9 protein-coding genes are annotated in these 12,634 nt (G+C 60.2%); 3 read left to right on the top strand and 6 right to left on the bottom strand.

What is annotated here, in order from left to right:
• Positions 1 to 113: 113 nt before the first annotated feature.
• Positions 114 to 2,009 carry an ABC transporter ATP-binding protein gene (locus AB8B33_RS26300; protein WP_439017619.1) on the bottom strand — a complete coding sequence of 632 codons (1,896 nt, stop codon included), beginning with the start codon at positions 2,007 to 2,009 and terminating at the stop codon, positions 114 to 116.
• Positions 2,010 to 2,033: 24 nt separating this feature from the next.
• Entirely contained in the window at positions 2,034 to 3,887 is a 1,854-nt protein-coding gene (locus AB8B33_RS26305) for an ABC transporter ATP-binding protein (RefSeq protein WP_439017620.1), read from the bottom strand.
• A gap of 312 nt (positions 3,888 to 4,199) precedes the next feature.
• Between AB8B33_RS26305 and AB8B33_RS26310 the strand changes: the two genes are divergently transcribed.
• From AB8B33_RS26310 to AB8B33_RS26320, 3 genes are all read left to right on the top strand, one after another.
• Complete coding sequence (locus AB8B33_RS26310; protein WP_439017621.1) at positions 4,200 to 5,069, top strand: aldose 1-epimerase family protein; 870 nt, start codon at positions 4,200 to 4,202, stop codon at positions 5,067 to 5,069.
• Positions 5,070 to 5,347: 278 nt separating this feature from the next.
• A complete protein-coding gene (locus tag AB8B33_RS26315; RefSeq protein ID WP_439017622.1) occupies positions 5,348 to 6,754 on the top strand; it encodes an FAD/NAD(P)-binding protein in 1,407 nt (468 codons plus the stop codon).
• Between the two features lie 77 nt (positions 6,755 to 6,831).
• Positions 6,832 to 8,757, top strand: a complete 1,926-nt coding sequence (locus tag AB8B33_RS26320) for a PAS domain S-box protein (protein ID WP_439017623.1) — start codon at positions 6,832 to 6,834, stop codon at positions 8,755 to 8,757.
• Positions 8,758 to 8,765: 8 nt separating this feature from the next.
• Here the strand turns inward: AB8B33_RS26320 and AB8B33_RS26325 are convergent, their stop codons facing one another.
• Genes AB8B33_RS26325 through cyoB form a run of 4 tightly spaced genes read right to left on the bottom strand, consistent with a single transcriptional unit; the run spans position 8,766 to position 12,599 of the window.
• Entirely contained in the window at positions 8,766 to 9,524 is a 759-nt protein-coding gene (locus tag AB8B33_RS26325) for an SURF1 family protein (protein WP_439017624.1), read from the bottom strand.
• A gap of 46 nt (positions 9,525 to 9,570) precedes the next feature.
• Positions 9,571 to 9,972: a cytochrome o ubiquinol oxidase subunit IV gene (gene cyoD / locus AB8B33_RS26330; protein ID WP_025669824.1), complete on the bottom strand. Its 402-nt coding sequence runs from the start codon at positions 9,970 to 9,972 to the stop codon at positions 9,571 to 9,573.
• Entirely contained in the window at positions 9,969 to 10,589 is a 621-nt protein-coding gene (gene cyoC / locus AB8B33_RS26335; RefSeq protein WP_439017625.1) for a cytochrome o ubiquinol oxidase subunit III, read from the bottom strand. The genes cyoD and cyoC overlap by 4 nt, the downstream gene beginning before the upstream one ends.
• 6 nt (positions 10,590 to 10,595) lie before the next feature.
• A complete protein-coding gene (gene cyoB, locus AB8B33_RS26340; protein ID WP_439017626.1) occupies positions 10,596 to 12,599 on the bottom strand; it encodes a cytochrome o ubiquinol oxidase subunit I in 2,004 nt (667 codons plus the stop codon).
• Positions 12,600 to 12,634 lie beyond the last annotated feature (35 nt).

The following is a 12,634-nucleotide window of genomic DNA, read 5'->3' on the forward strand; positions in this document are numbered from 1 at the left end:
GTCCGGCTGGTGACCTCTCTACGATCGTTTTTGGCGTTCCGCATCGGCGACTTCGCCGGATGGCAAAAATGTCATGTTTCATGTCGCAGTGTCATGTTGCGTGTCGTAAATCATCAGGTCGCCGATTCCGTCACCGTCTCTTCCAGCACGTCCTCGGGAATATCGTCGAAGGAAGCGTAGTTGAGGTTATAGAGCTTTGAATAAAGCTTGCCGTTTTTCATGAGCTGCTGGTGATTGCCGCTTTCGACGATTTCGCCATTCTGCAGCACGATGATGCGATCGGCTTCGCGGATCGTTGCCAAGCGGTGGGCGATGACGAGGCCGGTGCGGTTTTCGAGCAGCTTTACCAATGCCCTCTGGATCAGCATCTCCGTATAGCTGTCGATATTGGCTGTCGCCTCGTCGAGCACGAGGATCTTGGCGTCCGCCACTAGCGCGCGGGCAAAGGAGAGAAGCTGGCGCTGGCCGAGCGAAAGATTGCCGCCGCGCTCGCCGAGCATGCTGTCATAGCCCAAGGGCAGGCGCATGATGAAGTCGTGCGCACCGACGGCCTTGGCAGCCTCGATCACCTGCTCACGGGTGGCTTCCGTCTTGTGATAGCGGATGTTTTCGAAAACTGTGCCCGTGAAGAGGAAGGGCTCCTGCAGCACCATGGCGATCTGCTGGCCAAGAGAATCCTGCGTCAGCTCGCGCACGTCATGGCCGCCGACCACGACCTGTCCCTGTTGCACCTCATAGAAGCGGTGGATCAGCGACATGCAGCTCGACTTGCCCGAACCGGTCGGGCCGACAAGAGCGACCGTCTCGCCGGGATTGACCCTGAAGCTCACATGCTTGAGCACCGGATGCTTGGGATTATAGCCGAAGACGACATCGCGGAATTCGACAGAGCCGTCCATGTCGGGTGAAAGCACCTTGGCATCCGGAGCATCTTTGATTTCGACCGGCACATCGAGCACGTCGGTCAACCGTTGGCCCGATGCCATGGCGCGCTGCATGACCGAATATTGGAGCGTCAGCGAGCGAATAGGGTCGAAGAAGCGCTGGATGTAGAAGAGGAAGGCGACGAGCACACCGACGTCGAGCGCCTGGTTCAACACGCGCGCACCGCCGACGACGATGACGAGCGCCATGGCGATGCCTGTCAGCGTGTCGACGATCGGCACCATGATCTGGGCGTAACGGGCTGCCGTTAGATGCGTCAGCAGGTTGGCATGCGCCTTGTCATCGTAAAGCGTGAAGTTGACCTCCTGCCGGTCCATGCTCTGGACGGCGCGGACGCCATGGATCGCTTCGGCCAGCGCGCCGTTCGCCACTGAGTTCGTCTCATGCGCCGCCATGAAGGACTTGCGGGCGAGCGGCAGCCAGAACAGGCGCACGACGAAGAGTACCGGGAGTACGGACAGCGTCAGCAAGCCGAGCTTGAAGTCGAGATAGAGCATTACGAAGACGATGCCGAAGAGCAGGAAGATATCGCCGACCGAGAGTACGCAGGTTTCCAGGAATTCCTGCATCGAGTTGACGTCGCCCTGCAAGCGCGACATCAACCGGCCGACTTCAGTCTTGTCCATGAAGGAGAGCGATACGCGCTGGAGATGGGAGAACATCGCCTTGCGGATATCGAAGAGCACGTTTTCCGCGACGCCGCCAACCAGCGTTTCCTGCCAATAGCTGGCGCCGTAGTTGATGAGGATGGCGATCAGGAAGGCGACGATCGCTAAGGTCAGTGCGGAACCGCTGTCGTCCGGCTGCATGCCATGGTCGATGGCATAGCGGATGATCAGCGGAATGAGAAGCTGCATGCCGGTGAAGACCAACACCGAAATCACCGATAAAATGACATCGCGCCGGTAGGGATGCACGAAGGCCCAGATGCGCTTGACGATGTTGGAATCGAAGACCTTGCCGAAGATTTCCTCTTCGACGCGCTGCGATCCGACGACCGCCCTTGGCGGGCGTCTGCCATCCTCGCGAACGTCAGCACGCTCGGTTTCCAGTTCCTCGGCCATCTTGTTTCCTCCTGCGCCGGTTTCTTACGCGCTCAAAGCGTCGTCGCCCGGTCGCACCTGCAAATCGTAAAGTGCCTTGTATCGTCCACCGAGCGTCAGGAGCTCGTCATGCGTGCCCTGCTCGACGATGCGGCCGTCCTCGATGAAAAAGATCTTGTCAGCATGCATCAGCGAGCTAAGCCGATGGGCGACGATGATCGTCACGCGGTCGGCGGCATAGCGGCGCATGGCACTGCGGATGCGCTGTTCGGTCGCCGCGTCGATTGCTGCGGTCGAATCGTCGAACACCATCACAGCGGGTTTGAGCATCAGCGCGCGGGCGATCGAAAGCCTCTGGCGCTGGCCGCCGGAGAGCGATACGCCGCGCTCGCCGACGACGGTGCCGTAGCCCGTCGGCAGGCCGAGCACGTAGTTGTGCAGCTGCGCGCTTTCGCTGGCGCGCTCGATGCGGCCTTCCTTGGCCCAGGGATCGCCATAGGCGATATTGTTCTCGATCGTCGTGGTAAAGAGGAAGGAATCCTGCTGCACGACGGCGACGGAGCGGCGCAGCGACTGCAGCGTGGCCTTACGGATATCTTGCCCGTCGATGGTGATCTTGCCGGCGGTCGCATCGTAGAAGCGTGGGATCAGGTGCGCGAGCGTCGACTTGCCGCTGCCGGGCGGCCCGACGATGCCGATCGTCTCGCCGCGCTTTGCCTCGAAACTCACGTCGTGCAGTACCTCATGCATCGGCGAACTCGGATAGGCGAAGCTGACATTCTCGAAGCGCAGCGTGCCGTCTGTTATCTTCAACTCCTTCGCATCCGGCGCGTCGCGCACGGCGATTTCGAGATCCAGAAGGTCAAAGAGACGCGTGCCGCAGGTCGACGCACGGGCGAAGGCGTTGACCATCAGGCCGAGTTGCCGCACCGGCATCTGCAGGATGGTCATGAAAGTAAGGAACGAGGCCAGCGTACCAACGGTGATCTCGCCGGAGTGCACCTTACCGCCGCCAACCCACAGCACCAGCCCCATGGCCACAAAGAAGGAAAAGGTCATGGCGCTGGTATTGATGACGCGGATGCCAACACGCTGGTGGGCAAGTTCCAGCGCATTCTTCGAGGCTTCTTCGAACTTCGACAGTTCGTGGTCCTGGGCTGCGAAAGCGCGCACGACGCGGATGCCGCCGAGGTTCTCTTCCATGATGCGTGTCAGCACCGAAAGCCGCTGCTGCAGGTCGAGCCAGGTGGCGCGCAGGCGAAGCTGCGTGACCGAGGAGCGCCAGCCGACGAAGGGCACGAAGGAGAGCGCCAGCAGACCGAGCACGACATCCGTCGTCAACAGCATATAGGCGCCGATGCCGATCAGCATTGAAAGCAGGAAGACGCGCACGAGGGCGGTCGAGAAATACATGCGCACGCCCTCCAGATCGAGCAGGCCAATCGTGATCAGGTCGCCCGAATGCACGCTGTCATGGAAGGAGAAGGAGAGGCGCTGGATTTTTTCATAGCAGGCAAGGCGCAGTTCGTAGCCCATGTGGTGGCCGACGGATTCGCTGTAGTAGTTCTGGATCATCGTGAAGATGCCGCGCAGCACGCTGGCGCCAAGCAGAAGCAGCGCCGTTGTCAACAGTGCGTCCTGCGCCTGCTGCCCGAGCGTGCCGCCGTGAAGCGCCACCTGCGTATGGTCGACCGCCTGGCCGAGCAGGCGGGGGATCAGAAGCTGGAAGGTGGAGGCGATCAGGGTAGCGCCGATGGCGAGGCCGGCTTGCCAGGGATGGCGGAAGGCCATGACGGTGATGCGGAACAGTGTGTAGAGGCCCTTGCCCCACCCTGCCGCGGTTGCAAGCGCCATCGAAGCCGAAGGCTTCGTCGCGCGTATAGACGCATCGCTGCTCACGGTATTTTTTCCAATAGATGTGTGCTCGGACCAAGTGGCCCGGAAAGAAGGCAAATCCATGAAGGGATTGATAGCGCACCCACATTTGCCGATTCCGACAGGGGGTTCAAGTAAAGAATTCACCAGTCGGTTATTTTTACGTGAGCCTTCCTCGCATTGGACGGTAACGCTACCGTTGGGGCCTGCCGACTGCACGCAGCAGGCGCATTTTTCTGCCGGGAAACGAAAGTCCCGTAGCGGCGCATCGCCAGTGGAAATCCGTGTGCCGCGCATGTATGGTCCGCTCGCCAACCAGCACGAAGAGGGCGTTCGATGTCATCCACGGTCCGGATCGCAAATCAGTTTCTCACTGTTGACGTTTCCTCGCTCGGCGCCGAAATGCAGGCGCTGACATCCAGCGACGGCCGCTCCTGGGTCTGGAACGGCGATGGCGCCTTTTGGACGGGCCGTTCGCCGATCCTGTTTCCGATGGTTGGCAAGGCACCGAACGACATTCTAAAGGTTGGCGGTCACAGCGCACCGATGGCCCAGCACGGCTTTGCCCGTCGCAGTGAATTTGCGCTGGCGTCCTGGTCCGAAGCGAGCTGCCGATACGAGCTTGCCGCTTCAGAGGCGACGAAGGCTGTCTATCCTTTCGATTTCCTGCTGGCCGTCATCCATAGCGTCGAAGGCCGAGCCCTGACCGTTGCTGCCGAAGTCACCAACCGCGATATCAGGCCGATGCCTTTCGGTATCGGCTTTCATACTGCTTTCCGCTGGCCGCTGCCGGGTGCCGAGAACAAGCCGCATACAGTCACGCTGGACAATGGCGCCGAGCCGGCACTCGTCAGGCTTGAGGGCGGTCTGATCTCGCCGAAGAAACTTGCTTCGCCCTTCAAGTCCGGCAGCCTGGTGCTCAGCCATTCTATGTTCGAGCAGGATGCGATGATCTTTCCGGAAGGCGCAGGCCCCGGCCTGCGATATAAGGCTGAAGGCGGCCCATCCATGCATTTCAGCTTCGAGAACCTGCCCAATCTGGCGCTCTGGACCAAGCCTGGCGCTCCCTTTCTCTGCATTGAGCCCTGGCACGGAACGGCTGCAGAAAATGGCGGCCCGGACGATTTGGAGGGTCGCCCCTATACAAAGGTGCTTGCTCCGGGCGAAACGGTGCGTTTTTCCTTCGCCGCCGAAATCCTCGCATAGGCTCGGACCCCATTTTCCATTTTGGATCAGGGTGTTGGGTAGGTGGTAAAATAAACTTCTTGCCACCATGCGCTTTTCGCGCTTTCATACACGACTAGTTTAATAGACTATGGGGCGGACTGAGAATGTCTTCTCCGGCCTGGAATGGTTCCGAATGGAACCCGATTTAGCGGCGAACGTTTTGCATGGCCGCATGAACCTGCCCAACGCAGGGCTTCAAATGTTCTGCGTTGAAACCTTGATCGAGACACATGCGGATGAGCCGCAAGGGAGTTGAGATGACGGTTCAGGGACTTTTTTCCGGCAAGGCGAATGCGGCTGCCCAGATTTCCGCCGTGCCGCGCATTGCGATCGTTGGCCGCGGGTTTTCCGGCATGATGATGGCGGTGGCGCTGATGCGCACTGTGCGCACGCCGTTTCACCTCCAGCTTTTCGATCCGAACTCTACGGTCAATGGCGGCCAGGCGTTGGCGTCAGCAAGGTCCTCGACCATCCTTAATACGCGGGTGCGTGATCTCTCCGTTTCGCTCGGCGATCCCGACGATTTCAACGACTGGCTCTGTAGCAACGCCGAATTCCGCGCCGCCGTGCCAGCCGCAATCCCCGGTTTCCGGCAGATCTTCGTACCCAGGGAAATCTTCAGCGACTACGTCTACCAGCGCTTTTCAGAAGCGCTCGCTGCCCGCCGGGACATCACCGTCCAGGTTTGCCATGATCCGGTCGTGGCGATCCGCAGGAGCCATGGCAGCCGATTCCTGCTTGAAAGCGCCAATCCGTCTAATCCGCTTTTCGATACCGTGATCCTCGCGACAGGATACGGCCTGCCTCGACCCGAGGCCGAGGAGCAGGAGGTTTCACCGGTCAGGGCGCAGCGCCTCGTCGCTCGGCCGCATACAGTGCTGCTCGGCAGCGGCATTCGCGTCGTGGACCAGCTGCTGCAGCTTCGCGACGCCGGGTATGCCGGGCAGGTAACTATCATTTCACGGCACGGTTTCCTGCCGCAGAGCCATACGCCGAATTCCGCCGATCCGGTCTTCCCCGCTGAGGCGCTACCGCAAAGCCTGCCTGACATTGTCAGCTTCATCCGCCAGGCCTGCCGCGAGGCGGAAGAAGAGGGGCGAAGCTGGCAGTCGGTCATGAACGGCCTTCGCAGACACGCCCGTTCGCTCTGGCGATCGCTGCCGGCGCGTGAGAAGCGGCAGTTTAACCGGCATCTGCGGGCGATCTATGACAGTCACCGCAACCGCCTGCCGGAGACCATGCATCTGCGCCTCAAGCGGGAGCTTGCCGAAGGCCGCACGGTGCTCAGGCGCGGCCGCGCCGGGCGTCGAGGTTTCAGCGGCCTGTTCTTCACGCCGGCCGGTTCGTCGAGCGAGGAGGTCATCCACGCCGAACGCATCATCGATTGCCGCTGCCATGCGCCCGATCTTTCTGCTCCTCTGATCCAGAGCTTGCTCGCGGCGCGTCTCGCTATGCCTGACGAGCTTGCGCTTGGACTGGCGGTCAATGCCCGCGGCGAAACGTTCCTGGACGACGGCTTGTCGATCGATGGGCTTTTTGCGGTCGGCCCGCTCGGCCTCGGCAGCCTGCCGGACATCGATCTTGTGCCTGAAATCGTCACGCAGGCCTATTCGGCGTCGGAACGAATTGCGGAACGCTTCTATCCGCAGAGCCAGGCGGTCTGAGGGAATTCGTCGTTTCAGCGGGAACCATCGGCCCGAGCCGGCGTTATAGTGCGCTGGTAAATCGCTTAGAGGGGCAGATGGAAGCGGTGGATCGATATGATACGTCTCTTCGGGACGAGGGACGTTTCCGGGTGCTCGTCGATGCAATCACCGACTACGCGATCTATATGCTGAGCCCCGAAGGTTATGTGACGAGCTGGAATTCCGGCGCCCAGCGTTTCAAGGGGTATCGCGCTTCCGAAATCCTCGGCCAGCATTTTTCCCGATTTTATCTCGATGCCGATCGCGAAGCCGGCCTGCCAGCCCGCGCCCTGGCGATTGCCACGAAAGAGGGACGCTTCGAGGGTGAGGGCTGGCGCCAGCGCAAGGATGGTACGCGCTTCTGGGCACATGTCATCATCGATCCGATCCGCCATTCCTCGGGCGAGCTGATCGGCTTTGCCAAAATCACCCGTGACCTGACGGAGCGCAAGGCGACAGAGAACGCATTGAAGCGCAGCGAAGAGCAATTTCGCCTTCTCGTTCAGGGCGTCTCCGATTATGCGATCTACATGCTCGACCCCGAAGGCAACGTGACGAGCTGGAATTCCGGTGCCGAACGCATCAAGGGTTATAGGTCGGAAGAGATCATCGGTCGACACTTCTCCACTTTCTACACGGATGAGGATCGCCTTAACGGGTTGCCTCAGCAGGCACTGGCCACCGCCAGCCGCGACGGACGGTTCGAAAAGGAGGGCTGGCGCCAGCGCAAGGACGGCTCCCGCTTCTGGGCCAGTATCGTGATCGACGCGATCAAGGACGATTTCGGCGAGATTATCGGCTTTGCGAAGATTACCCGCGACATTACCGAGAAGATGGAGACACAGCGTGCGCTGGAGCGGACCCGCGAAGAACTTTTCCAGGCACAGAAGATGGAGGCGATCGGCCAATTGACCGGCGGCATCGCGCACGACTTCAACAATCTGCTGATGGCGGTGCTGGGCAGCCTCGAAATCCTCAAGAAGCGCATGCCGCAGGACCCTGCATTGTCGCCGCTTGTCGACAATGCCATGCTCGGCGCCCAGCGCGGCGCGGCGCTGACCCAGCGCATGCTCGCCTTTTCCCGCCGCCAGGAGTTGCAGGTGGAGACGATCGATGTTTCCGAGCTTCTGCGTGGCATGATGGACATGGTCGCGCGATCCCTCGGGCCGGTCTCCTCGCTTGAAACCGAATTTCCCGAGAGCCTGCCGACGATCGCGACTGACCCGGCACAGCTTGAGACGGCAGTGCTCAACCTCGTCGTCAATGCCCGCGACGCCATGCCTGGCGGCGGGCTTATTAGGATCAAAGCCACTGAAGAGGTCGTGTCTGGCGGCGGTACCATGCCGGCCGGCCATTATGTGCGCGTCGCTGTTGCCGATGAGGGCGAAGGCATGGACGAAGAGACGCTGAAACAGGCGGTGACCCCGTTCTTCACGACCAAGGGCGTCGGCAAGGGAACGGGTCTCGGCCTTTCCATGGTGCAGGGGCTCGCCGGTCAGTCCGGCGGCAGGCTCGTGCTGAAAAGTCGGCTCGGTGAAGGTACGACAGCTGAACTCTGGTTTCCTGTTACGGGAGCCGAAAACATTGTTGAACAGCCTGAACAATCCGTGCCCGAAGCCGCAAATAACTCACGGCCGCTACGCATTCTTGCAGTCGATGATGACGGGCTAGTCCTGATGAATACCGCGCTGATGCTGCAGGATCTCGGCCACACGGTGATCGAGGCGACGGCCGGCACCGACGCGCTCGATATTCTTCGCAACGAAAACGTCGATCTCGTTATCTCCGATCATGCCATGCCGCGCATGACAGGCTCGCAGCTTGCGCTGGCAATCCGCAGAGAGTGGCCGAAGATGCCGATCATCCTCGCAACTGGTTTTGCCGAGATTCCTGAGGGTTCTGGCATTATCGATATACCGCGCCTCGGTAAACCCTTCTCACAGGCGCAGCTTGCGGAGGCGATCAGCCGCATTGCCCAATAGATCTGTCGTTAAGACATTCTGCGAAGCCTGACTTCATTCCGCACGATATAGACGAGCAGCCCCGCCACCATGATCGCCAGCACATACCAGGTGATCGCATAGACAAGGTGGTTGTTCGGAAAGTCGAGGACCGTCAGCCCTCCGACGGGTAAGCCGCCGGCGTTGGGTGTCGCGTCAGCGTCGATGAAGAAGGGGGCAACGTCCGCAACCCCACGCTTTTCGGCGATGGCTGCGACATCGCGCGAATACCAGCGGTCGGCAGCCGGATCGTTGGAGCGCAGCAAGATGCCCTTCGGCTCGGTCATGCGCATCAGCCCAGTGACGGTTGTCGGCCCCGTGATCTGGCTTCGCGACCGTGAGGCGGGGTCGCGACGGTCGGTCGGTACGAAGCCGCGATTGATTGATATCGCGCTGCCGTCCGCGAGCCTGAACGGCGTCAGCACCCAATAGCCGGTGCCGAGCGCTGTTGATGCTGTGACCAGCGTTTCCTTGTCGTTTTCGAAAGTGCCTGTAGCCGTCACTCGCCGGTATTCGTCATCGGCGGCGCTGACCTTGCCCCAGTCGGCGCGAGTCGGCGGGGTGACGGGTTCGGCGTGGACGCGCGCATCGACGCGAGCGATGAGATCGAGTTTCCAGGAGAGGCGATAGACTTGCCAGGTGCCGAGCGCGATCAGGGCGGCGACGAGAGCCAGAAGGCCGAGCCCAAGGATCGCAAGGGTTAAGGCCGAACGCGGCCTGTCCTGTTGGTCGGAAGAGATATCGGTCATAGGTAAACCGCAACGGGCGGCGTTGCCGCCGCCCGTTCCTTTGCCTTTATGGCATGTTCTTCATCATTTCAGGGCTCATCGGCATCATGTTCGTATTCAGATGATACATGACCCAGAGCGAACCCGAGAGAGCGATGGCGACGATGATGATCGTGAAGATCAGCGCCATGATCGTCCAGCCGCCTTCCGACTTCGTGTTCATGTGCAGGAAGAAGATCATGTGAACGACGATCTGCACGGCGCCGAGCACCATCACGAAGATGGCGGTCACGACATGATTTGCGAAGACCTCTCCCATGACCAGCCAGAAGGGGATGGCAGTCAGGATGACGGAGAGAATGAAGCCCGTCACGTAGCTCTTGAAACTGCCGTGACCGGCCTGGTGCCCATGGCTGTGGCCGTGGTGAGCCTCGTGGGCATCCTCATGTGCAGGTGCTTGCGAACTCATCCGAGAACTCCCATCAAGTAAACGAAGGAAAAGACGCCGATCCAGACGACATCGAGGAAGTGCCAGAACATCGAAAGGCACATCAGACGGCGGCGGTTGGCTTCATGTAGGCCATGCATGGAGACCTGCACCATCAGCGTGATCAGCCAGATAATGCCGAAGGTGACGTGCAGACCGTGCGTACCGACCAGCGTGAAGAAAGACGACAGGAAGGCGCTGCGCTGCGGACCGGCGCCCTCGTGGATGAGGTGCACGAACTCGTAAAGTTCGAGGCCGAGGAAGGCCGCGCCGAAAAGGCCGGTTACGGCCAACCAGAACAGCGTTTCCGCCTTTGCGTTTCGCTCCATCTGCAGCATGGCAAAGCCATAGGTGATTGAGGAGAGCAGCAGCATCGAGGTGTTGATGGCGACCAGCGGCAGATCGAAGAGATCGGCCGGCGAAGGGCCGGCTGCATAGCTGCGGCCGAGCACGGCATGGGTGGCAAACAGCACTGAGAATATCAGGCTATCGCTCATCAGATAGAGCCAGAAGCCCAGATTGGTGCTGTTCTCCGGATGATGGTCTTCCGTCAGATAGAATTCAGGCTTTTGGGCCGTGTCGATAGTATGATCGCTCATGGTCTCTTACACCTGTTCGGCAAGCAACTGCGTGCGCTTGCCTTCCGTTTCGGTGACTTCATCCGCGGGGATATAGAAGTCGCGGTTGTAGTTGAAGGTATGGCCAATCGCGACGACGAGCATGGCAACGGCTGAGACGACCACCAGCCACCACATGTACCAGATCAAGCCGAAGGCGAGCGCGATACTGATGGCGGACAGAATCGCACCGGTGCCGGTATTCTTCGGCATGTGGATCGGCTTGAAGCCGCCGAGCGGACGCTCATAGCCGCGATTCTTCATGTCGTACCAGCTGTCGTGATCGTGCACGACCGGCGTGAAGGCGAAGTTGTAATCCGGCGGCGGTGAAGAGGTCGACCATTCCAGCGTGCGGCCGTTCCACGGATCGCCACTGTCGTCGCGCAGCTCTTCGCGCCTCATGAAGGAGACGACGATCTGGATCAGGAAGGACGCGATGCCAAGCGCGATCAGGCCAACGCCGAAGGCAGCGATGATGAACCAGATCTGCAGCGACGGATCGTCGAACTGGCTCATGCGGCGGGTGACGCCCATCAGGCCAAGCACGTAGAGTGGCATGAAGGCGAACCAGAAGCCGATCTGCCAGAACCAGAAGCTCATCTTGCCCCAGAAGGGATCGAGCTTGAAGCCGAAGGCCTTCGGGAACCAGTAGTTCACGCCGGCGAACATGCCGAAGAGAACGCCGCCGATGATCACGTTATGAAAGTGGGCGATCAGGAATAGCGAGTTATGCAGCACGAAGTCGGCCGGCGGGACGGCAAGCATGACGCCGGTCATACCGCCGATGACGAAAGTCACCATGAAGCCGACCGTCCAAAGCATCGGCACCTCGTAGCGGATACGGCCGCGATACATGGTGAAGAGCCAGTTGAACATCTTCGCCCCTGTCGGGATCGAGATGATCATCGTGGTGATACCGAAGAAGGAGTTGACGGAAGCGCCCGAACCCATCGTGAAGAAGTGGTGCAGCCAGACGAGGTAGGAGAGGATCATGATCACGCAGGTGGCGTAGACCATCGAAGCGTAGCCGAAGAGGCGCTTGCCGGAGAAGGTTGCGACCACTTCCGAGAAGATGCCGAAGGCCGGCAGAACCAGGATGTAGACTTCCGGGTGGCCCCAGATCCAGATGAGGTTGACATACATCATCGGATTGCCGCCGAGGTCGTTCGTGAAGAAGTTCGTGCCGGCATAGCGGTCGAGCGACAGGAGAGCGAGCGTTGCGGTCAGGATCGGGAAGGAAGCGACGATCAGGATGTTGGTGCAGAGTGCGGTCCAGGTGAAGACTGGCATCTTCATGAAGGTCATGCCCGGGGCACGCATCTTCACAATGGTCGCAATCAGGTTGATGCCTGACAGCGTTGTGCCGACACCGGCCACCTGCAGGCCCCAGATGTAATAGTCGACGCCGACTCCAGGACTATAGGCGGCGCCCGAGAGCGGCGGATAAGCGAGCCAGCCTGTCTGAGCGAATTCACCGATGAAGAGCGAGATCATGATGATGATCGCGCCCGCCGTCGTCATCCAGAACGAGAAGTTGTTCAGGAACGGGAAGGAAACGTCGCGGGCACCGATCTGCAGCGGCACCACGAAGTTCATGAGGCCGGTGACAAAGGGCATCGCCACGAAGAAGATCATGATGACGCCGTGGGCGGTGAAGATCTGGTCGTAATGGTGCGGCGGCAGCGGGCCTTCATTACCGTTGAAGGCGATCGCCTGCTGCACGCGCATCAGGATGGCATCAGAGAAGCCGCGCAAAAGCATGATGACGGCCAGGATCACGTACATGATGCCGATCTTCTTGTGATCGACGCTGCAGATCCAGTCGCTCCAGAGCGAAGCCCAGAACTTGAAATAGGTGATGATGCCAAGCACCGCGATGGCGCCGATGACGACGCCGATGAAGGTCACGACCAGGATCGGCTCGTGATACGGGATCGAGTCGAGGGTCAACCGGCCGAAGATGAACTTCAGGAGGTCAGGATTGGAAAACATGGAACAACCCGTTCATTATGTCTTGCGACGCAAAG

The organism is Rhizobium sp. 768_B6_N1_8 (genome assembly GCF_051811225.1).
Taxonomy (GTDB): domain Bacteria; phylum Pseudomonadota; class Alphaproteobacteria; order Rhizobiales; family Rhizobiaceae; genus Rhizobium.